Annotated in this window: 21 protein-coding genes, 1 tRNA gene, 1 other RNA gene and 1 pseudogene; 15 read left to right on the top strand and 9 right to left on the bottom strand. The window is 69.3% G+C overall.

Going from position 1 to position 19736, the window contains the following annotated elements; translation table 11 throughout:
- Window positions 1-16: 16 nt before the first annotated feature.
- A complete protein-coding gene (locus TY51_RS00535; protein WP_042244503.1) occupies window positions 17-799 on the bottom strand; it encodes a FadR/GntR family transcriptional regulator in 783 nt (260 codons plus the stop codon).
- Window positions 800-898: 99 nt separating this feature from the next.
- Window positions 899-1570: an OmpA family protein gene (locus tag TY51_RS00530; protein ID WP_042244501.1), complete on the bottom strand. Its 672-nt coding sequence runs from the start codon at window positions 1568-1570 to the stop codon at window positions 899-901.
- A 245-nt stretch (window positions 1571-1815) separates the two neighbouring features.
- Here TY51_RS00530 and nth point away from each other — a divergent pair, with 245 nt between their 5' ends.
- The 5 genes and pseudogenes from nth (at window position 1816) to TY51_RS00505 (ending at window position 6616) form a co-directional block, all read left to right on the top strand.
- Window positions 1816-2478, top strand: coding sequence for an endonuclease III (gene nth / locus TY51_RS00525; protein WP_042244499.1), 663 nt, complete (start codon window positions 1816-1818; stop codon window positions 2476-2478).
- Window positions 2475-3484 (top strand): annotated as a pseudogene (locus TY51_RS00520) (adenosine kinase). Before nth ends, TY51_RS00520 begins: the two are co-directional and overlap by 4 nt.
- A 148-nt stretch (window positions 3485-3632) precedes the next feature.
- Window positions 3633-4895 carry a beta-ketoacyl-ACP synthase II gene (fabF, locus tag TY51_RS00515; RefSeq protein WP_042244497.1) on the top strand — a complete coding sequence of 421 codons (1263 nt, stop codon included), beginning with the start codon at window positions 3633-3635 and terminating at the stop codon, window positions 4893-4895.
- Entirely contained in the window at window positions 4895-6076 is a 1182-nt protein-coding gene (gene mltG, locus TY51_RS00510) for an endolytic transglycosylase MltG (protein ID WP_197054587.1), read from the top strand. The genes fabF and mltG overlap by 1 nt, the downstream gene beginning before the upstream one ends.
- A 90-nt stretch (window positions 6077-6166) precedes the next feature.
- Window positions 6167-6616 carry a hypothetical protein gene (locus tag TY51_RS00505; RefSeq protein ID WP_042244493.1) on the top strand — a complete coding sequence of 150 codons (450 nt, stop codon included), beginning with the start codon at window positions 6167-6169 and terminating at the stop codon, window positions 6614-6616.
- A gap of 1 nt (window position 6617) precedes the next feature.
- Here the strand turns inward: TY51_RS00505 and rnpB are convergent.
- The 5 genes from rnpB to gatC form a co-directional block, all read right to left on the bottom strand.
- An RNA gene (rnpB, locus tag TY51_RS19960) (RNase P RNA component class A) lies at window positions 6618-6992 on the bottom strand.
- A gap of 33 nt (window positions 6993-7025) precedes the next feature.
- On the bottom strand, window positions 7026-7670 hold the full coding sequence (locus TY51_RS00500; protein WP_042244491.1) for an N-acetylmuramoyl-L-alanine amidase: 645 nt from the start codon (window positions 7668-7670) through the stop codon (window positions 7026-7028).
- Between the two features lie 7 nt (window positions 7671-7677).
- Window positions 7678-7944 (bottom strand): hypothetical protein, encoded by a 267-nt coding sequence (locus tag TY51_RS22980; RefSeq protein WP_042244489.1) that lies wholly within the window; start codon window positions 7942-7944, stop codon window positions 7678-7680.
- Between the two features lie 29 nt (window positions 7945-7973).
- The gene (gene gatA, locus TY51_RS00490) at window positions 7974-9458 is read right to left on the bottom strand and encodes an Asp-tRNA(Asn)/Glu-tRNA(Gln) amidotransferase subunit GatA (protein ID WP_042244487.1); all 1485 of its coding nucleotides are present in this window, start codon (window positions 9456-9458) and stop codon (window positions 7974-7976) included.
- Window positions 9455-9742, bottom strand: coding sequence for an Asp-tRNA(Asn)/Glu-tRNA(Gln) amidotransferase subunit GatC (gene gatC / locus TY51_RS00485; RefSeq protein ID WP_042244485.1), 288 nt, complete (start codon window positions 9740-9742; stop codon window positions 9455-9457). The genes gatA and gatC overlap by 4 nt, the downstream gene beginning before the upstream one ends.
- A 75-nt stretch (window positions 9743-9817) precedes the next feature.
- Here gatC and TY51_RS22365 point away from each other — a divergent pair, with 75 nt between their 5' ends.
- The 9 genes from TY51_RS22365 (at window position 9818) to TY51_RS19955 (ending at window position 16260) form a co-directional block, all read left to right on the top strand.
- Window positions 9818-10528, top strand: coding sequence for an AEC family transporter (locus TY51_RS22365; protein WP_042244483.1), 711 nt, complete (start codon window positions 9818-9820; stop codon window positions 10526-10528).
- Window positions 10504-10746, top strand: a complete 243-nt coding sequence (locus TY51_RS00475) for an AEC family transporter (RefSeq protein ID WP_042244481.1) — start codon at window positions 10504-10506, stop codon at window positions 10744-10746. The genes TY51_RS22365 and TY51_RS00475 overlap by 25 nt, the downstream gene beginning before the upstream one ends.
- A 112-nt stretch (window positions 10747-10858) precedes the next feature.
- A tRNA-Glu gene (locus tag TY51_RS00470) sits at window positions 10859-10933 on the top strand.
- Window positions 10934-11188: 255 nt separating this feature from the next.
- A complete protein-coding gene (gene rpmG / locus TY51_RS00465) occupies window positions 11189-11356 on the top strand; it encodes a 50S ribosomal protein L33 (RefSeq protein ID WP_042244479.1) in 168 nt (55 codons plus the stop codon).
- 112 nt (window positions 11357-11468) lie between these two features.
- Window positions 11469-11927 (top strand): (2Fe-2S)-binding protein, encoded by a 459-nt coding sequence (locus TY51_RS00460; RefSeq protein WP_042244591.1) that lies wholly within the window; start codon window positions 11469-11471, stop codon window positions 11925-11927.
- Window positions 11927-14152 carry a xanthine dehydrogenase family protein molybdopterin-binding subunit gene (locus TY51_RS00455; protein ID WP_042244589.1) on the top strand — a complete coding sequence of 742 codons (2226 nt, stop codon included), beginning with the start codon at window positions 11927-11929 and terminating at the stop codon, window positions 14150-14152. Before TY51_RS00460 ends, TY51_RS00455 begins: the two co-directional genes overlap by 1 nt.
- Complete coding sequence (locus TY51_RS00450; RefSeq protein ID WP_052649622.1) at window positions 14149-14763, top strand: hypothetical protein; 615 nt, start codon at window positions 14149-14151, stop codon at window positions 14761-14763. Before TY51_RS00455 ends, TY51_RS00450 begins: the two co-directional genes overlap by 4 nt.
- Window positions 14764-14842: 79 nt before the next feature.
- On the top strand, window positions 14843-15676 hold the full coding sequence (locus TY51_RS00445; protein WP_042244477.1) for an XdhC family protein: 834 nt from the start codon (window positions 14843-14845) through the stop codon (window positions 15674-15676).
- Window positions 15673-16260 (top strand): NTP transferase domain-containing protein, encoded by a 588-nt coding sequence (locus TY51_RS19955; RefSeq protein ID WP_052649620.1) that lies wholly within the window; start codon window positions 15673-15675, stop codon window positions 16258-16260. Before TY51_RS00445 ends, TY51_RS19955 begins: the two co-directional genes overlap by 4 nt.
- Window positions 16261-16287: 27 nt before the next feature.
- Here the strand turns inward: TY51_RS19955 and TY51_RS00435 are convergent, their stop codons facing one another.
- Complete coding sequence (locus TY51_RS00435) at window positions 16288-17658, bottom strand: aspartate aminotransferase family protein (RefSeq protein ID WP_042244583.1); 1371 nt, start codon at window positions 17656-17658, stop codon at window positions 16288-16290.
- Between the two features lie 93 nt (window positions 17659-17751).
- The gene (locus tag TY51_RS00430) at window positions 17752-18255 is read right to left on the bottom strand and encodes an Lrp/AsnC family transcriptional regulator (RefSeq protein ID WP_042244474.1); all 504 of its coding nucleotides are present in this window, start codon (window positions 18253-18255) and stop codon (window positions 17752-17754) included.
- Window positions 18256-18319: 64 nt separating this feature from the next.
- Between TY51_RS00430 and TY51_RS00425 the strand changes: the two genes are divergently transcribed.
- The gene (locus TY51_RS00425) at window positions 18320-19681 is read left to right on the top strand and encodes a PLP-dependent aminotransferase family protein (RefSeq protein WP_042244581.1); all 1362 of its coding nucleotides are present in this window, start codon (window positions 18320-18322) and stop codon (window positions 19679-19681) included.
- Window positions 19682-19736: the final 55 nt, after the last annotated feature.

Below are 19736 nucleotides of genomic sequence, written 5' to 3'. Positions count from 1 at the left end.
TTTGGGGGCCCTTTTTCTATGGCGCGCGGCGGTTCTGCAGGCGCAGTCGCGCCACGGCCGCATGATCGTCGGCGCGCCGCTGCGCGGTCAGGGTCCGCGCGACCAGGTCCAGGTGATCCTCCAGCACCGCGCGGGCACGAGGGCCGTCGCGCGCCTGCAGGGCGTCGTTGATGGCGATGTGCTGGTCCAGTAGCCGGTCGCGCAGCTCCGGGCTGGCAAAGATCCGGGGGCGGTTGAACAGCATCCCTTGGCGCAGCAGGTCCTGCATCGCGCGCATCAGGTGCAGTGCGATCAGGTTGTGGCTGGATTCGACGATGGCCATGTGGAAATCGGCGTCCAGCGCGGCCTCGATCTGCGGATCGGGGCTGGCATGGGCGTGACGCATGGCCTGCACGATACGGTCCAGAACGGCCAGGTCCGTCTCTCCGGCGGCCAGGGCGGCCCGTTCGGCGGCCAGCCCCTCCAAGTCCTTCCGAAACGCCAGATAGTCGTCGGCGGCCTGCGGATGGCGCGCGATCAGCCGCACCAGCGCCGGGGAAAAGGCGCTGCCCAGCACATCGGCCACGAACACGCCCGCGCCGGGTCGGGTGACCAGCAACCCGTCGGCCTGCATCGCGGCCAGCGCCTCGCGCAGGGACGGGCGGCTGACGCCCATGCGGTCGGCCAGATCGCGTTCGCCCGGCAGGCGTTCGCCGGGGCGCAGCACGCCCTGCAGGATCAGGGCCTCGATCTGGGCCACGACCGCGTCGGACAGGCGGGCGGCGTCGATGGGCTGGAAGGGGCTGTCGGGGTCGGACATGGCGGGATTCCGGGGTTCTGGAAGGACATCCTAGAACCGGACCCCGCCAATGCAAAGAGGCCGGGCGATGGCCCGGCCTCTGGTCGTGATGCGGCAGGATTACTGCGTGGGACGGATCAGGATCTCGACCCGGCGGTTCTGGGCGCGTCCTGCGGCGGTGTCGTTCGACGCGATCGGCTGGTTGAAGCTGGCGCCAAGCGCCGACAGACGGCCCGATGCCACGCCGGCGGCGGCCAGGATGCCCGCGACCGATTGTGCGCGACGCTGCGACAGGTCCTGGTTCAGGGCGGCGCTGCCGGTGTTGTCGGTGTGGCCCACGACCTCGACCCGGCTGTTCGGGTACTGGTTCAGGTTGCGCGCGACGGCATAGAGGTCGTTCTGCGCCACGCCCGACACGGCGGCCGATCCGGTGGCGAACAGGATGCCCTCGGGCAGGATGACCTGCAGATAGCTGCCGCGGTTGATGATCTGCACGTTCGGGTTGCTGATCGACTGTTCCAGCGCCGCCGCCTGGCGGTCCAGGATGTTGCCGGCGACCGCACCTGCGGCGGCACCGATGATCGCGGCGCGTGCGGCGTCACGGCCCTGGTTGTTGCTGTCGCTGTCGCGGGTGCCGCCATACAGCGCGCCCACGGCGGCGCCCGCCAGCGCGCCCTGCTGGGTGCGGCTGAGGCCGGTGGCGCCGGTGCCGGTATCGGTCATCGCGGGCGCGCAGGCGCCCAGCAGGGTCAGGCCACAAACGGCCAGGATCGAAGTCTTGCGGAGGTTCATCGGGCTCCCTTTCCTTGGGTCGCGGGCGGGCCTTGGTGCCATACCCGGTGCGTTCGTGGCTGCCCCGGCGGGTCGGTGGAACCGATTCCGGGATCTGCCGTCAACGCGTGGCAAGCTGTCGCAGTTCCGCGCCAAAGGAAAGTCACTGTTTCGTGGAGGTCACTGGAAACGTGGCAGAAACCCGCCCGTGGCGGGTCGGGGCGGGGCGCGCTTGCAAACGGGCGCCGCGGCGGTCAAAAGCAGGCATGGCCATCCAGCGTCGCATTCCGCCCCCGTTGCCCTTTGCCGATCAGGTCGCGATCTTTTCGCGGCTGTCCGAGGCGAACCCCGCGCCCGAGACCGAACTGCTGTTCGTGAATCCGTTCACCCTGGTCGTGGCGGTGGCGCTGTCGGCGCAGGCGACGGATGTCGGCGTGAACCGCGCGACGCGCGGGTTGTTCGCGGTGGCCGACACGCCCGAAAAGATGCTGGAGCTGGGCGTCGAGGGCGTGACCGAGCATATCCGTACCATCGGCCTGTTCCGGCAGAAGGCCAAGAACGTCATCGCGCTGTCGCGCATCCTGGTCGACGATTACGCGGGCCAGGTTCCCGACAGCCGCGCCGCCCTGACCAGCCTGCCGGGCGTCGGGCGCAAGACCGCGAATGTGGTGCTGTCCTGTGCCTTTGGCCACCCGGCGCAGGCGGTCGACACGCATATCTTTCGCGTCGGCAACCGCACCCGCATCGCCCCCGGCCGCGACGTCGACGAGGTCGAGCGCGCGATCGAGGACAACGTTCCCGCCCGGTTCCAGACCCACGCGCATCACTGGCTGATCCTGCACGGGCGCTATGTCTGCCAGGCGCGCAAACCCCGCTGCGGCATCTGCCCGATCCGCGACCTGTGCCCCTATGAGGAGAAGACCGCATGACCCCTTATATCGTCGGGATCGGCAATGCGTGATGGACATCATCGCACCGACCGAGGAAGCGCGGCTGGACACCCTTGGCATCACCAAGGGCATCATGCAGCTGGTCGACCGCGAACGGTCCGAGTACTTGATGGCGGCGCAGGCCGACGACCATTCCGCGCGCCGTGACCAGGCGCGCATGGTCGCGGGCGGCAGCGTGGCGAACACGCTGGCGGGCATCGGCGGGCTGGGCCTGCGCACGGCGTTCATCGGCAGCGTCGCGGATGACGAGATCGGGCGTCTGTATGCGCGCCAGACCGAGGCCGCGGGCACGCGGTTCGTGAATGCGCCGGTGGCGGGGGGCGCGTTGCCCAGCTCGCGCACGATCATCTTTGTCACGCCGGACGGCGAGCGGTCGATGAACACCTATCTGGGGATCTCGGCCGAGCTGGGGCCCGAGGAGGTCGCGCCCGAGGTGTTCGACGGCGCGGGCTGGCTGTTCCTGGAGGGCTATCTGTTCGACAAGGACAAGGGCAAGGCCGCGTTCCTGAAGGCCGCCGAATGCTGTCACGCGGCGGGCGGGCAGGCGGGGATCGCCCTGTCGGACCCGTTCTGCGTGGACCGCCACCGCGACGATTTCCGCAAGCTGGTCGCGGGTCCGATGGATTACGTGATCGGCAACGTCCACGAATGGCAGTCGCTGTATCAGGTCGAGGACCTGGAGGAGGCGCTGCGGCTGGCGGTCGCCGATTGCGGCACGGTGATCTGCACCCGGTCGGGCGAGGACGCGATCCTGATCCGCGACGGAGAGCGGGTGACGGTGCCGGTGCGGCGCGTCGTGCCGGTGGACGCGACCGGGGCGGGCGATCAGTTCGCGGCGGGCCTGATCTATGGGCTGGCATCCGGGCATCCGCTGGAGGTCGCGGGCCGGATGGGCATCATCGCGGCGTCCGAGGTGATCGGTCATGTGGGTGCGCGCCCGCAGTCTGACATCCTGGCGCAGTTCCGGGCCGCGGGCCTGGGCTGATCTGCGTCCCGCGACGTGCCGGGGGGCCAGCCCCCCGGACCCCCCGGCGGCGTGCTGCCATGCCCCGCCCATCGCGGTTTCGTGGCGTTGCGTGAGGGGGGGCGCGCGTGTATCACGGAGAAAATCGCGAACAGTTAAGGAAACATGGATGCGCAGGGTTGTTGTCACCGGGTTGGGGATGGTCACGCCGCTGGCCTCGGGGGTCGAGGCGACGTGGGAACGTCTGCTGGCCGGGAAATCCGGCGCCGGGCCTATCACGCGGTTCGACGCGTCCGACGTGGTGACGAAATACGCCTGCGAGATCCCCTTGGGCGATGGCACCGATGGCACCTTCAATGCCAATGACTGGATGGAGCCCAAGGACCGCCGCAAGGTGGACGACTTCATCCTGTACGGGGTCGCGGCCGCGCATCAAGCGGTGACGGACGCGGGCTGGATGCCCGAGGATGAGGAAAGCCGCCTGCGCACGGGCGTGATGATCGGGTCGGGCATCGGCGGGCTGACCTCGATCGCGGAGACAGCGGTGCTGATCAAGGAACGTGGGCCCAAGCGGGTGTCGCCGTTCTTCATTCCGGGCGCGCTGATCAACCTGATCTCGGGCCAGGTGTCGATCCGGTACGGGTTCAAGGGGCCGAACCATGCGGTCGTGACCGCCTGTTCGACCGGCGCCCATGCCATCGGGGATGCGTCGCGGATGATCCGCTATGGCGATGCGGACGTGATGATCGCGGGCGGCGCGGAAAGCCCGATCAGCGAGATCGGCATCGCGGGCTTCAACGCCTGCAAGGCGCTGTCGACCAAGCGGGGCGATGATCCACAGGCGGCCAGCCGCCCCTATGACGCCGACCGCGACGGGTTCGTGATGGGCGAGGGTGCGGGCGTCGTCGTGCTGGAGGAATACGAACACGCCAAGGCGCGCGGCGCCAAGATTTACGCCGAGGTGCTGGGCTATGGCATGTCAGGCGACGCCTATCACATCACCGCGCCAAGCGAGGATGGCGATGGCGGGTACCGCGCGATGGAGGCCGCGCTGCGCAGCGCGAACCTGACGCCGGACCGGATCGATTACATCAACGCGCATGGCACCTCGACCATGGCCGACACGATCGAGCTGGGCGCGGTCGAACGCCTGATGGGCGACGCCGCATCGGGCGCGGTCATGTCGTCGACGAAATCCAGCATCGGCCATCTGCTGGGTGCGGCCGGCGCGGTCGAGGCGATCTTTTGCGTGCTGGCGATCCGCGATCAGATCTGTCCGCCGACGATCAACCTGGACAACCCTGCCGTGACGCCCAAGCTGGACCTGGCCGCGAATGCCGCGGTGCGCCGCAAGGTCGACATCGCGCTGTCCAACAGCTTTGGCTTTGGCGGCACCAATGCCAGCCTGGTGCTGGGGAAGGTCGCCGGATGATCTGGCGCAATATCGCCTCGAACTTCCTGACGCTGGCCATCGTGCTGCTGATCGGGGCTGCGGCCGCGGTGGCCTGGGCCAAGCGCGAATTCAGCGGGCCGGGACCAAGCGCCATCGCGCAATGCGTCCAGATCTCTCCGGGTGCCAGCCTGAACGCGGTCAGCAACCAGCTGGCGGCGCAGGGGGCGATTTCCAACGCCTACATCTTTCGCGCCGGCACCGATTACATGGACAAGGCGCGCGACCTGAAGTTCGGCAGCTTCCTGATGCCGCCGCAGGCCAGCATGGAACAGATCGTCGAGACGGTGACGGCGGGTGGCCCCTCGACCTGCGGGACCGAGGTTGTCGTGCGTGTCGGCGTGCGCGAGAACACCGTCCTGCTGCGCGACACCAACCCGCAGACCGGCGCGTATGAGGAAGTGGCCCGCTGGAACCCGACGCAGGGCGAACGCCCCGCGCCGATCGTCCAGGCGCAGGACCGCGCCGACGTGCGCCTGTCGATGGTCATGGCCGAGGGCGTGACCAGCTGGCAGGTGGTCGAGGCGCTGCGCGCCGCCGATTTCCTGACCGGAGAGGTGGCGGAGACCCCGGCCGAGGGCAGCCTGGCCCCCGACACCTATCTGCTGGAAAAGGGTGGCGACCGGAACGCGATCCTGGCCCAGATGGCCAGCCGCCAGGCCGCGATCCTGGCCGCCGAATGGGAGGCGCGCCCGTTCGGCATGCCCTATGACACGCCCGAGGAGGCGTTGATCATGGCCTCGATCGTGGAGAAGGAGACGGGGCAGGCGGACGAACGCCCGCAGGTCGCCAGCGTCTTCGTGAACCGCCTGCGTCAGGGGATGCGCCTGCAGACCGACCCGACGGTGATCTATGGCGTGACGAACGGGCAGGGCATCCTGGACCGCGGATTGCGCCGGTCGGAACTGGACACGACGACGCCCTTCAACACCTATCGGATCGACGGGCTGCCGCCGACGCCCATCGCCAATCCGGGCCGGGCCGCGATCCGCGCGGCGCTGAACCCCGACGAGACGGACTATCTGTACTTCGTCGCCGACGGCACCGGCGGGCATGCGTTCAGCCGCACGCTGGACGAACACAACGCCGCCGTCGCCCGCTGGCGCGAGATCGAACGGCAGCAGGGCCTGCCCGCGGACAGCCCGGTCCAGACCGCGGATTGACGCGCCCCGCGTTTGACAAACACGGCCCCCGGACGCAGGCTTGCATCCGGGGGCCTTTCTCATGGCCCCATCGCTTTGGGAGGAGCCGTGATGATACTGCCCGACATGCTGAAGACGCTGACCGACAATGCCCGCCAGTTCCAGGAACGCCTGACCGAATGGCAGGCCGCGATGGCCAAGGGCCAGGAGGAGGCGATGGAGCAGGCCCGCCAGTGGCAGACCCAAGCCATGCAGCAGCAGCAGGAGGTCAACGCCCGCGTCATGGCCCAGATGGAAGGCGCCAGCGAGGCCATGCAGGTCCAGTGGCAGCAGATGCAGAAGGCCTGGGAGGACCAGTTCGCCACGATGCAGAAGCAGGGAGAGGAGATGCGCAGCAAGGCCATGTCCGCCACGGGCGGATCGGGAGGCAACGCATTCGCCGATTGGGCCGAGACCTATGCCGCGCAGATGGTCGCCTTTACCCAGAAGATGCAGGGCGAATCCGCCAAGGCGATCGCCACCGCGACCGAGGCGCGGGGCAAGAGCGGCAAGAAGGCCTGAGTTGCGCGGAGGGCCTGTAAGCCGGATTTTGTCCACCGCTTGCGCGGCTGGATGACCATTCCTCTGGTCCGTCCGTTACCGGACGGATCTAGCTGCCTACCCGGATCTGCTGGGGCAAGGCGGCCCTGCGGATTGCTCCGCGCGCGATCCCTATTCGGCATTGCTCCTGGTGGGGCTTGCCATGCGGGCGCTGTTGCCAGCCCCCCGGTGGGCTCTTACCCCACCGTTTCACCCTTACCCATGCGGACATGGGCGGTCTGTTCTCTGTGGCGCTGTCCCTGGGGTTGCCCCCGCCGGGCGTTACCCGGCACCATTGCCTCATGGAGTCCGGACTTTCCTCGACAGGCAAGCCTGCCGCGGTCATCCAGCCCTCCGCGCGTCGCCCGTATGGGACGCGGCGCCGGGGGCGTCAAGGGGCGGGGTTGCGAAGAAGGCGCGCGACAGTGCGGCGGTCGTCGGCGGTCTCGGGGCCCGTGGCCCAGGGACGGTGGCGCAGCCGGAACGCGTCCAGACGCGCGGGGACGTCTGGATAGCCCAGGGCCGACAGGCCCCCGGCCAGCGCGGGGTCCGGGTCGGTGGGCGCGGGACGGGCAAAGGTCGCCAGCCCCTCGGCCGCCAAGCCCTCCCAGTCAAAGCGCGGGCCGGGGTCGATCTTGCGCCCGGGCGCCAGGTCGGAATGGGCGATGACCGCGGCGGGCCCGATGGACCAGCGGTCCATGATGTCCCGCAGCAGGCGGCGCAGCGCGGCCATCTGCGGCGCGGGATAGGGGCGGTCGCCCGGATTGGCCAGTTCGATCCCGATGGACCGACTGTTCAGGTCGTCCAGGCCCTGCCACGCGCCCGCGCCGGCATGCCAGGCGCGGCGGGTCTCGCAGACCAGCGGTTCGGTCGTGCCGTCTTCGGCGATCAGCCAATGGGCGCTGACCTCGGCCGCGGCGTCGCACAGGCGGGCGCGGGCCAAGGCGGCATCGGCCATGCCGGTATAGTGGATCACGATCAGCGATGGCACCTGCCCGCGGCGGTCGCCGTGATTCGGGCTGGGAAAGTCGGTCACCTGCGCCCTATGGCGCGGGGCGGCGGATGCGCAGGCCCTTGGTGGCCGGGATCGGCACCGGGTCGGACCCGGCGATCTGCGCGCCGGTGGGGGCCTGGACCGGCAGCGCGATAGGAATCGTCGCCGCCGGGGTGGCGCCCGTGACCAAGGCCGCCTCTCGCGCGGTGCGGTACTGGCCATAGCGGTCGGCCTCGAACTGATAGTTCGGGTTCCAGCCCCGGTGCTCCCCGCATCCGGCCAGCGCCAGCACCCCGATCATCCACCAGCCGCGCATGGCGCCCCCCTTGTCCGTTTCGCCGGACGTTACCACCAGCGATCCGGCTTTGCCACAAATCCCGCAGCGCGTTCCAGAACCTGCGCCTGGTTCAGCAGATCGCCCTCCTCGAAGGGGCGGCCGATCAGCTGCAGGCCCAAGGGCAGCCCCTGCGCGTCCTGTCCGACCGGGACCGCGATACCGGGCAGACCCGCCAGGTTCAGCGTCACCGTGAACACGTCGATCAGGTAGTTCTGGACCGGATCGTTCTTGTCGCCCGAGCCGAGCGGCAAGGCGGCGGATGGCGTGGTGGGCGCCAGGATCGAATCGATGCCCGCCGCAAAGGCCTGGTCGAAGTCGCGCTTGATCAGCGCACGCACCTTGCGGGCGCGGTTGTAATACGCGTCGTAAAAGCCCGCCGACAGCACATAGGTGCCGATCATGATCCGGCGCTGAACCTCGGGGCCAAAGCCCTGGGCGCGGGTGTTCTCGTACAGCTGGGTGATGCCGTCGCCCTTGCTTAGTTTCGCGCGGTGGCCATAACGGACGCCGTCATAGCGGGCCAGGTTCGACGACGCCTCGGCCGGTGCGATGACATAGTACGCGGGCAGGGCGTATTTCGTGTGCGGCAGGCTGATGTCGACGATTTCCGCGCCCGCATCGCGCAGCATCTGCGCGCCTTCGCGCCACAGCGCGTCGATGGCGTCGGGCATGCCGTCCACGCGGTATTCACGCGGGATGCCGATCCGCTTGCCGCGGATGTCGCCGGTCAGCGCGGCCTCGAAGTCAGGCACGGGCAGGTCGGCGCAGGTGCTGTCCATCGGGTCGGCGGAGGCCATCGCGCCCAGCATGATCGCCGCGTCCTGCACGGTGCGCGTCATCGGCCCCGCCTGATCCAGGCTGGAGGCATAGGCGATCACGCCCCACCGGCTGACCCGGCCATAGGTCGGCTTCAGCCCCACCGTGCCGGTAAAGGCCGCGGGCTGGCGGATCGATCCACCGGTGTCGGTGCCGGTCGCGGCCAGGCACAGATCGGCGGCAACGGCGGCGGCGGACCCGCCAGAGCTGCCGCCAGGCGTCAGCTGCGCCCCGTCAGTGCCGCGCCACGGGTTCACGGCCGGACCATAGCAGCTGCTCTCGTTCGTCGAACCCATCGCGAATTCGTCCTGGTTCAGCTTGCCCAGCATCACCGCGCCCGCGTTCCACAGGTTCTGCGTCACGGTCGATTCGTATTCGGGGGTGAAGCCCTGCAGGATGCGGCTGCCCGCCTGCGACGGCACGCCTTTCACGCAGAAGACGTCCTTGATGCCCACCGGAATGCCGGTCATTGGCGCCGCGTCGCCCGCCTTTATGCGCGCATCTGCGGCGCGGGCCATGTCGCGGGCCATGTCGGGCGTGTGATGCACGAACGCGTTCAGCGCGCCCGCGGCGTCGATTGCTCCCAGGCAGGCATCGGTCAGCTCGACCGAGGTCAGATCGCCGCGCGCCAGCGCGTCGCGCGCGTCGGCAATGGTCAGTCGGTTCGCGTTCGTCATTCCACCACCTTCGGCACGGCAAAGAACCCCTCGCGGGCGTCGGGGGCGTTCGACAGGATCTTGTCGGCCATGCCCCCCGAGGTCACCACGTCCTCGCGCCGCTTCAGGCGCATGGGGGTGACGCCGGTCATGGGTTCCACGCCCTCGACATCGACCTCGTTCAGCTGGTCCATGAAATGCAGGATGCCGGACAGATCGCGCGCCAGGGCGGGCAGGGCGGCATCATCGACCGCGATGCGCGCCAGATGGGCGACCTTGCGGGCCTGATCCTCGGTGATCGACATGACGTTTCCTTTCGTTGGCCGCGGGTCTACAACCCCGCGCGAAAGGCCGCAAGACGCACGGCCGAAAGGTGCCCCATGCAAGCAGCCCTGGCCATCATCCCCGTCATCGCATTGGTCGTGCTGGGCCATCTGGCCCGGCGCGGCGGGCTGATCCACGCCGCCAGCTGGCCTGGGATCGAACAGCTGGGATACCGCGTGCTGTTCCCCGCGATCCTGCTGACGTCGATCTATCGGTCGGAACTGTCCCTGGGACGGCTTGGCCCCTATCTGGCCGCGCTGACGCTGGCCTTTGCGGTCACCGGGGCGCTGGCGCTGATCTGGGCCAGGCGGCGGGGCCAGACCGGGCCGCGCAGCAGTTCGCTGTTCCAGGGCGCGCTGCGGTTCAATTCGCTGCTGATCCTGGCGGTCGCGGCCCAGGGGCTTGGCGGGCAGGCGCTTGGCGATCTGGCTGTGGCATTCGCGTTCCTGATTCCGGCGTTCAACATCGCGGCCATCGTGGCGCTGACGCTGCTGTCTGACGGTCCGCGACCCGCGGGGGCCGCCGCCCGCATCGGGGCAGAGATCGGGCGCAACCCGATGGTGCTGTCCTGCGTGGCGGGGCTGGTGCTGAACCTGTCGGGGATCGCGCTGCCCGCATGGGTGCTGTCGCCGCTGGACTGGCTGGGGCAGGGGGCGCTGGCCGTGGGTCTGCTGGCGGTGGGCGCGGGGATCGACCCCGCGCGCTGTGGCAGCGCGACCCGGCGCTGTGGCTGGGGGTGTGGATGCGGTTGGCGCTGTGCCCGGTGATCTTTCTGGCGGCCGCGCTGATGATCGGCCTGCCCGCGGGACAGGTCGCGTCGGGCGTGCTGGCCACCGCCGCGCCGGGGGCGCCCGTCGGCTATATTCTGGCGCGCCAGATGGGCGGGGACGCCGATTTCTATGCCGCGATCTTCACCTGGCAGACCGTCCTTGCGGCACTGACCTTGCCCTTGTGGCTTATTTTCGCAGGGTTTCTTGGCGCCTGAAGGCAGCTTGCGATTTTTTTCGGGTGGGCGTTATTTTTTGGCTTGCAGCCTCTCGCGGCTTTGCCTAAACACCGCCTCACGCCGCCAGGGAAGACTGGCAGCGACAGAAAGTGGCCCGTTCGTCTATCGGTTAGGACGTCAGGTTTTCAACCTGAAAAGAGGGGTTCGACTCCCCTACGGGCTGCCACTTCTCCCTTCAAGATCAACACGCTGAACCATGCCCCGGCACCCCGCCACGGGCATTTTTTCGGTTGTGCATGCGCCAATGCGCCAATGCGCCGTTTCGCCCCGGAGGACGAAGTTTCTGCGTTCCGGGTCAGGTTTTCGTGCCGATCCGCGGCTTTGGCGGTTGACTCCGCCACCCGCGGGGATAAAAGGCGGCTTCGATAAGAATTCCACGGGGTTTGCGGCGCGCGATTGCCCCGAAGCAGGAGCAACAACCATGGCGAAGCCGACCACCATCAAGATCCGGCTGAACTCGACCGCCGGCACCGGCCACTTCTATGTGACCAAGAAGAATGCCCGCACGATGACCGAAAAGATGTCCGTCCGGAAATACGACCCGGTCGTGCGTCAGCACGTCGAATACAAGGAAGGCAAGATCAAGTAAGATCTGCCTGTCCGACTGCGCAAGGGCCGCCATCCGCAAGGATTGGCGGCCTTTTGCCATGGGGACGCACCTGCATCTTGTGCGATGCGGGCGGCTGCGGCAGATTGCGCGCATGCAACTGATCGTCAACGGAAACAGCCACGACCTGGACGCCGACCCGCAGATGCCGCTGCTGTGGGCGCTGCGCGATCTGCTGGGCCTTACGGGCACGAAATATGGCTGCGGGATTGCGCAATGCGGGGCCTGCACGGTGCACATGGACGGCATGGCGGTGCGCGCCTGCCAGATCCGTCTGGCTGACGTGGCCGGAGAGATCACCACGATCGAGGGGCTGGGCACGCCCGACGACCCGCACCCCGTCCAGGCCGCCTGGATCGAGCAGCAGGTCGCGCAATGCGGCTACTGTCAGTCCGGCCAGATCATGCAGGCCGCGTCGCTCCTGGCGCTGAACGCCGACCCTTCGGATGCGGACATCGACCGCGCGATGTCGGGCAACCTGTGCCGCTGCGCCACCTATCCCCGCATCCGCGCGGCGATCCGGTCGGCATCCGTCCGCATCGGCGCCGCCTGATGTCGCGTGCGGGGCGCATCGCGCGGCGCGGCTTTCTCATCGGGTCGGTCGCGGTGGCGGGGGGCGTGGCCTTTGGCGCCTGGCGCTATACCCGGCCCTTGGCGGACCCCTTTGCGGGGACGGATGCGGGGGCGCTGAACCCCTATGTGTTGATAGATGCCGATGGCGTCACGCTGGTCGCGCCGCGTGCGGACAAGGGGCAGGGCGCCCGCTGGCTGCAGGCCGCCCTGATCGCCGAGGAATTGGACATCGACCCCGCCACCGCCCGCATCGTGCCGGGCCCGGTCAGCGCCACATACTATAACCGCGCGCTGATCGCGGATTTCATGCCCTTTGCGCCCACCGATACCGGTTGGCTGGCCGAAACAGCGCGCGATGCGGCCGACATTCCCGCGCGGCTGCTGGGCTGGCAGATGACCGGCGGGTCCAGTTCGACCGCCGACGGGTTCGACAAGCTGCGTCAGGCGGGCGCCGTTGCGCGTGAAACGCTGAAACAGGCCGCCGCCCTGCGCCACGGCCTGGACCGCGCCGACCTGGACACCGCGGATGGCGCGGTGATCCTGCCCGACGGCACGCGCATTCCCTATCCCGACTTGGCACGCGACGCCGCGGCGCTGGAGCCGGTGACCCAGATCGTGCTGCGCGACCGGTCGCAATGGCGCTGGCTGGGCAAGCCGATGGCGCGCACCGACGTGATCGCGAAATCGACCGGCACGCAGGTCTATGGCATCGATCTGTCCCTGCCCGACATGCTGCACGCGACGGTGCGGATGGCGCCTTGGGGCGGGTCGGTCGCGCGGCTGGACCCGGTCGCCGCCGAAGGGCTGCCCGGCGTGCTGCGCGTGCTGCCGATCACCGGGGGCGTCGCGGTGCTGGCGCGCGACACCTGGTCCGCGATGCGCGCCGTGCAGGCGCTGGACGTCGCGTTCGCGGCCCCCGACACGACGGGCGATCAGGACGCGATCTGGGCCGCGCTTGCGGCCACCCATGACGCAGGCGACATCGACAGCCGCAAGCGCGATGACGGCGACGTGGACGCGGTCATCGGCGCGGGCGATGTCACTGCGGAATATCGCGTCCCGTTCCTGGCCCATGCGCCGCTGGAGCCGATGAACGCCACGGTCCTGGTGACGGACGACGCCTGCACCATCTGGGCCGGCACGCAGGTGCCCGATTTCGCCGTGGCTCGCGCCGCCGCACTGACCGGCCTGCCCGAAACCGCGATCCGGCTGGAGAACCAGATGATCGGCGGCAGCTTTGGCCGCAGGCTGGAGATCGACTTCATCGCCCAAGCGGTCGAGATCGCGATGGCCGTCCCCGGCCGCCCGGTCAAGCTGACCTGGTCGCGAGAGGAGGACTTTGCCCATGACCAGCCGCGCCCGGCCCAGATCGCGCGGGTGCGGGGCCGCGCCACCGATCAGGGCGTGCAGGCGCTGGACCTGACCGTTGCCAGCCCGTCGGTCATCGCATCCTGGTTCGGCCGCGTCTCCAGCGCGCCACCGGGGCCGGATGCCAGCATCACCACCGGGGCCTGGGACCAGCCCTTTGCGATCCCGAATTTCCGCGTGACGGGGCTGCGCGCGCCCGAATCCGTGCCGGTCAGCAGCTGGCGGTCGGTCGGCGCATCGTCGAACGGCTTCTTCTTCGGCACCGCGATGGACGAGATGTTCGCGGCCGCCGGCATCGACCCGATGGAGGGGCTTATCGGGCTGTGCAGCCACGACCCCTCGCGCGCGGTGCTGGAGGGTTTGCGCGACCTGTCGGGCTGGACCGGTCGCGATGCGGGGCAGGGGCGCGGGCGGGGCGTGGCGTTCTGCCTGTCCTTCGGCGTGCCCTGCGCCCAGGTGGTCGAGGTCGAGCAGACCCCGCAGGGCATCCGGATCACCCAGGCCTTTGCCGTGGCCGATGTCGGCATCGTGCTGGACCCGGTGAATGCCCTGGCGCAGCTGTCGGGCGGCATGCTGTTCGGGCTGGGCCACGCGATGAATTGCGAACTGACCTATCGCGGCCACCGTCCCGATCAGACCAATTTTCACGCCTATGAGGGGATGCGCATGCGTCAGACGCCGCAGGTCACGGTGCGGCTGCTGGAGAACGGCCCGCTGCGGGGCTTGGGCGAACCCGGCGTACCGCCCGCTGCCGCCGCCCTTGGCAACGCGATCTTTGCCGCGACCGGTCAGCGCCTGCGCGACCTGCCCTTTGCCCGCGGGGTGCGTTTCGCATGATGCGCCTGCTGGCCCTGCTGCTGATGACAGGCCCCGTCTGGGCCGAGGATGTCATGCCCTCGATCGTCGCCCCGCCTGCAGAGGGGTCGGTCAGCACCGCCGACGGCTTGGCGGCGTGGGACCGCGTGCAGCAGGTCGTGTCGCATCCGCGCTGCGCGAATTGCCACGTGGGTCCCGACCACCTGCCCATGTGGTCCGGCCCGGAATATCCCGAACCCCGCCCGCATGGCATGGCCATCAGCGGCGGCGACAGCCGCATGGGGGTCGAGACTCTGCCCTGTGCCACCTGCCACATCACCGCATCGACGCTGGAATCCGACCCGCGCCAAGCGCCGAACGCGATGATCCCCTGGCAACTGCCCCCGGTCGAGATGGCGTGGTTCGGCCTGGACGGCCCCGCCCTGTGCCGCCAGCTGCGCGATCCGGACTTGAACGGCGGGCGGGACTGGGTCGAACTGGCCGAACACCTGCGCGACGACGCCAGCCACGGCGGGTTCGTCGCCTGGGGTTTTGCGCCCGGCGGCGGGCGCGAACCCGCGCCGTTCGGCCTGCAGGCGCATATCGACGACGTGCTGAAATGGGGGGCAGCCGGACAGCCCTGTCCGGAATGACCGGACCGGTCGCTTTTTCGGCATCCAAATCGGGCCGACTGCGTTAGGCTGGCAGCACCGATTGCCGAAAGCCTGCGCCATGTCGATCTCCGCCCCCATCACCGCCTCTGCCGATTGTCCCGTCAAGGCGCTGCTGCGCCGTCCCGGCGGGTCGCTGGCCATGCTGACCGACGCCAAGGGCGGCTTTCCCCGCCGCCCCGGCGCGATGATGGCGCTGTGGCCCGACGGCGGTCGTGTGGGCCGTCTGGGCGCGGGTTGCATCGATGCCGACATTGCCGCGCATCTGGACGCGCCCGGACCGGTGACGCGGCTGACCTATGGCGTGGGCGGCCCGCTGGACCTGCCGCTGCCCTGCGGCGGCACGGTTGAGATCGCGCTGATCCACAAGCCCGACCCCGACTGGCTGGGCGCCATCTGGGACGACCGCATCCGCAGGCGCACGGGCACATGGTGCCTGAACCTGCGCACCGGCGCACCTTGCCGCGCGGGCGACCCCGACCCCGACGATTTCACGCTGGTCCTGCCGCCGCCCCCCGCCTTCCAGATCCACGGAGAGGGGGACGAGGCGCAGGCCTTGACAACCTTGGTCGCCGCGATGGACATGCCGGTGATGGGCCAGGACGCCAGGCCCGACGCGCATACCGCCGTGGTGACGCTGTTCCACGATCACGACCGCGAACTGCCCGCGTTGGCCCGCGCGTTGCGCTCGGACGCGTTCTACATCGGCGCGCTGGGGTCGCGTCGCGCGCAGGCCGCGAGGTTGGCGGCGCTGACCGAGCAGGGCTTTGACGCGGCGACGCTGGAGCGGATCACCGGACCCATCGGCGTCGTCAGCCCGGCCCGCGACCCGCGCCTGATCGCAGCGTCCGCCCTGACCCAGATCCTGGCCGCATACGAGGTGCTGACCGCTTGACCTGCACCGGCCTGCTGCTGGCGGGCGGCGCATCGCGGCGCTTTGGTCCGTCCGACAAGCTGCTGGCGCCGGTGGCGGGGATACCGCTCGTTTCCCACGCCGCGCAGGCAATGCGGAATACCGCGCTGGATGACCGCATCGCCGTAATCACCAACCCCACCCTGACGCCGTGGCTGGACGGCTTTCGCATCGTGCTGATCCCTCAGGGGCAGCAATCGGACAGCCTGCGCGCGGGTCTGGCCGCGGCGGGTGATCCCGACCGACTGCTGATCGCCCTTGGCGACATGCCCGACGTCACCGCCGCGCATCTATCCCAGATCGTCGACCGAGCCGCCGATGGTCTGCCCTCCTGCAGCCATGACGGAACCTCCCCCCTGCCACCGGCCTGCTTCCCGCGTGGCTGGCTGTCGCGGCTTGCGCAACTGACCGGCGATCAGGGCGCGGGTCGCCTGCTGCGTGATCTGACGCCGGACCGGTATGTGCCTGCGCCGGGACTGCTGCGCGACATCGACCTGCCGGACCAGATCAACCCACCGCAGCCGGGGCAGCCGCGCGACTCCACTGGGGGGTGCGGGGGGATGTGAAATCCCCCCGCCGTCGCGGGACGCAATTCAGCCCAGCACCGCGGCCAGCGCCTCGGCTGTCACGTCGACGATCCGATCGGCCTCTTCGCGCGTCAGGCACAGGGGCGGGGCAAAGCCCAGGATGTCGCCCTGCGGCATGGCGCGTGCGATCACGCCGCGCTTCAGCATCGCGGCCACGACCTTGGCGCCCTTGCCCTCGGACGCGTCAAAGAACCGCCGCGCATCGCGGTCCGCGACCAGTTCGACCGCGCACAGCATGCCCGCGCCGCGCACCTCTCCGACATGGGCGTGACCGCCGACCGCCTGCGCCATCCGGTCGTTCAGATAGGCACCCACGGTCCCGGCATTCTCGACCAGGCCCAAGCTGTCGATCAGCTTCAGGTTCGCCACCCCGGCCGCCGCCCCGATGGGGTGCGCGGAATAGGTCCAGCCGTGGCCCATCACGCCGTTTTCATCCGTGCCGCGCGTCAGCACGTCCCAGACGCGCGTGCCCACGATGCTGGCCGACAGCGGCGCATATGCGCTGGTCAGGCCCTTGGCGCTGGTGATCAGGTCGGGGCGCATGCCGTAATGGTCCGACCCGAACATGGTCCCCAGACGCCCGAACCCGGTCACCACCTCATCCGCGATCAGCAGGATGTCGTGGCGGTCCAGAACCTCCTGAATGGCGGGCCAGTAGCCCGCGGGCGGCGGCACGATGCCCCCCGTTCCCAGCACCGGCTCTCCGATGAAGGCCGCGATGGTGTCGGCGCCATGTTCCGCGATCAGCGCCTCCAGCTGCGTCACGCAATGGCCGACGAAATCTGATTCCGACATCGCCGCATCGGGGCGGCGGAAGTAATAGGGCGCTTCGGTATGGATCACCTGGTCCAGCGGCAGGTCGAACTTGGCGTGGAACAGCTGCAGCCCGGTCAGCGACCCGGTCATCAGGCCGGACCCGTGATAGCCCCGCCAGCGGCTGATGATCTTTTTCTTCTTCGGGCGGCCCAGGATGTTGTTGTAGTACCAGACCAGCTTGATGTTCGTCTCGTTCGCATCCGATCCCGACAGGCCGAAATAGACCCGTGCCATGCCCTTGGGCGCGCGGTCCATGACCATCTGCGCCAGGGTGATCGCGGCCTCGGACCCGTGGCCGGCATAGGCGTGGTAATAGGCCAGCTGATGCGCCTGATCGGCGATGGCCTGCGCGATTTCCGGGCGGCCATAGCCGACATTCACGCAATAGAGGCCCGCGAACCCGTCCAGCATGCGGTTGCCGTCGCGGTCGGTGATGTGACAGCCCTCGCCCCCGGTGATGATGCGCTGCGGCGCCTCGCCCCGCGCGAATTGCCCCAGATGGGTCGAGGGGTGGAAAAAGCTCTCGCGGTCCCAACGGGCCAGTTCGTCATTCGTCAGCATCATCGCTCCTGTTCCTGCTGGAGGCAGGATAGGGCGGTGGGCCCCGAGGATTCCTCTGATCCGGCGGGTCTTGCCCGAGGAAATCCCTGAACTTCAGCCCTCAGGGCGATGATGTTCCAGCATCGCGCCCGCCACGGGCTGATCCTTGACCGGCTTGGTCACGATATAGCTGAAATAGCGCCGCACGCCTGCGCCGCTGTCCAGCAGCGCATCCATGACCCCCTGAAACGCGGCGACGTCCGGCGCGATCACCGACATCAGGTAATCGAACCCCCCGCCGATGGCCCAGCAGCCGGTGACGGCGTCCATGCGGGCGATCACCGCCTCGAACCGCTGAAAGCTTTCGCTGCGGTGCTGGTCCAGCTCGACCGTGACAAAGACCTGCACATGCGGACCCAGCACGCCCAGGTCGATCTGCGCGCGGTATCCGCGGATCAGGCCCGCCTGTTCCAGCCGCCGCATCCGGTCCCAGCAGGGCGTGGGCGACAGGTTCACGCGTGCCGCCAAGTCGGTCTTGGTGATGCGCCCCTCGCGCGACAGCACCGCCAGGATGGCGATGTCGCGGTCGTCCAGGCGCAGGCTGCGGGGCGGGATCATGGGGCGCATGTTCCCCTGCGCGGCCCGCTTGTCAATCCGCGCGCGGCGGGCGATCCTGCGCCCCATGTCCCATTGGCCCCTGAGACGCGACGACATCACCCGCCCGGCCTATCGCAGCCTGGCCCAGGGCATCGCGGCCGCCATCGACGCGGGCAGCCTGGCGCCCGGTGCGCGCCTGCCGCCGCATCGCGACTTGGCGTGGCAGTTGGGCGTCAGCGTCCAGACCGTCAGCCGCGCGTACGAGGAGCTGATCCGCGCCGACCTGATCTCGGGAGAGGTCGGGCGCGGCAGCTTTGTCCGCTCGGGCCCGCGCGAGACGATCGAGGTGCCGTGGTTCCGCGCGCCCACCGACCGACCGCCGATCGATCTGTCGATGATGACCCCCGTGGCGCTGCCCCAGATCCGCACCGCGTGGAGCGAGACGCTGTTGCGCCTGTCCGACCGTCTGCCTGATTCGGCGATGCTGTCATTCCGGCCGCGTCAGACGATGTCGCTTTATGGCGGGATGGCGGCGGCGTGGCTGGCGCGCTGCGGGAAGGTGGTGCCGGCACAGCGGATCCTGATCACCAACGGGACCACGCCCGCTATGTTCGTGGCGCTGCAATGCGTGGGGATGCCCGGCGACATCATCGCGACCGAATCGGCGACGTGCCACACGCTGCGGCCCGCGGCCCAGCACCTGCATCTGCGCCTGCAGGGCATTCCCGACGACGAACACGGCATGGACCCCGACGCGCTGATCCGGGCGGCGCGGGCCGCAGGCGGGCGAATGAAGGCGGTGTTCCTGCTGCCTTCGGGCGGGGGGCCGCAGGCGCGGGTGATGGACCGCGACCGGCGCGAGGCGCTGGCCCGCGCCGCGACCCAAGCCGGGCTGATGATCCTGGAAAGCGATCCGACGGGCCCCATGTCGCCGCGCCGTCCGCCCGCCCTGTCGGGATTCGCTCCGGACCGCAGTTTCTATTTCACCGGCCTGTCGAAATGCCTGTCGCCGGGCCTGCGGCTGGGTTTTCTGGCGATGCCCGAAAAATTGGCAGAGGCCGCGCTGAACCGCCACCTGTCGATGGCCTGGATGGCCACGCCCCTGATGGCCGAGATCGCTCAGGACTGGATCACCGGCGGCACGGCCGACGCGCTGCTGGCGGCGCAGCGGACGGAACTGGCGGCGCGGAACCGGCTGGCGGTGCGCGTTCTGGGCCAGCGTGCGCAGGGCTTCCTGCACGGGTTGCACCGCTGGATGCCGCTGGCGCCGGGCACGGACGAAGGCACGGCCTTGGCCACGGCACTGACCCATCAGGTCGCGCTGGCCCCCGGCGCGGGGTTTGCGGTCCTGCCCCAGGGGCCCGCGCTGCGGGTGTCGCTGGGCGGGGCCACGGCCCGTGATCTGGAACAGGCGCTGCGCATCGTCTCGGCAGTTCTGCCGGGCTGAGGGCAGGACAATCCCGCGACCTGTTTGACTCTCGCGGTCGGAATTGTCATGATTT

This window comes from Paracoccus sp. PAMC 22219 (assembly GCF_000787695.1).
Lineage (GTDB): Bacteria > Pseudomonadota > Alphaproteobacteria > Rhodobacterales > Rhodobacteraceae > Paracoccus.
This window is presented reverse-complemented; position numbering and strand designations above follow the sequence as displayed.

Bases quoted from the DNA above. Each gene is read 5' to 3' on its own strand.
- TY51_RS00455 (WP_042244589.1), top strand. From the start codon at position 11,927: ATGTCGCGTGCGGGGCGCATCGCGCGGCGCGGCTTTCTCATCGGGTCG.
- TY51_RS22365 (WP_042244483.1), top strand. From the start codon at position 9,818: ATGCAAGCAGCCCTGGCCATCATCCCCGTCATCGCATTGGTCGTGCTG.
- TY51_RS00435 (WP_042244583.1), bottom strand. From the start codon at position 17,658: ATGCTGACGAATGACGAACTGGCCCGTTGGGACCGCGAGAGCTTTTTC.
- TY51_RS00505 (WP_042244493.1), top strand. From the start codon at position 6,167: ATGATACTGCCCGACATGCTGAAGACGCTGACCGACAATGCCCGCCAG.
- nth (WP_042244499.1), top strand. From the start codon at position 1,816: ATGGCCATCCAGCGTCGCATTCCGCCCCCGTTGCCCTTTGCCGATCAG.
- gatC (WP_042244485.1), bottom strand. From the start codon at position 9,742: ATGTCGATCACCGAGGATCAGGCCCGCAAGGTCGCCCATCTGGCGCGC.
- TY51_RS00425 (WP_042244581.1), top strand. From the start codon at position 18,320: ATGTCCCATTGGCCCCTGAGACGCGACGACATCACCCGCCCGGCCTAT.
- TY51_RS00460 (WP_042244591.1), top strand. From the start codon at position 11,469: ATGCAACTGATCGTCAACGGAAACAGCCACGACCTGGACGCCGACCCG.
- rpmG (WP_042244479.1), top strand. From the start codon at position 11,189: ATGGCGAAGCCGACCACCATCAAGATCCGGCTGAACTCGACCGCCGGC.
- TY51_RS00430 (WP_042244474.1), bottom strand. From the start codon at position 18,255: ATGATCCCGCCCCGCAGCCTGCGCCTGGACGACCGCGACATCGCCATC.
- TY51_RS22980 (WP_042244489.1), bottom strand. From the start codon at position 7,944: ATGCGCGGCTGGTGGATGATCGGGGTGCTGGCGCTGGCCGGATGCGGG.
- TY51_RS00530 (WP_042244501.1), bottom strand. From the start codon at position 1,570: ATGAACCTCCGCAAGACTTCGATCCTGGCCGTTTGTGGCCTGACCCTG.
- TY51_RS00475 (WP_042244481.1), top strand. From the start codon at position 10,504: ATGCGGTTGGCGCTGTGCCCGGTGATCTTTCTGGCGGCCGCGCTGATG.
- TY51_RS00450 (WP_052649622.1), top strand. From the start codon at position 14,149: ATGATGCGCCTGCTGGCCCTGCTGCTGATGACAGGCCCCGTCTGGGCC.
- gatA (WP_042244487.1), bottom strand. From the start codon at position 9,458: ATGACGAACGCGAACCGACTGACCATTGCCGACGCGCGCGACGCGCTG.
- TY51_RS00445 (WP_042244477.1), top strand. From the start codon at position 14,843: ATGTCGATCTCCGCCCCCATCACCGCCTCTGCCGATTGTCCCGTCAAG.
- fabF (WP_042244497.1), top strand. From the start codon at position 3,633: ATGCGCAGGGTTGTTGTCACCGGGTTGGGGATGGTCACGCCGCTGGCC.
- TY51_RS00535 (WP_042244503.1), bottom strand. From the start codon at position 799: ATGTCCGACCCCGACAGCCCCTTCCAGCCCATCGACGCCGCCCGCCTG.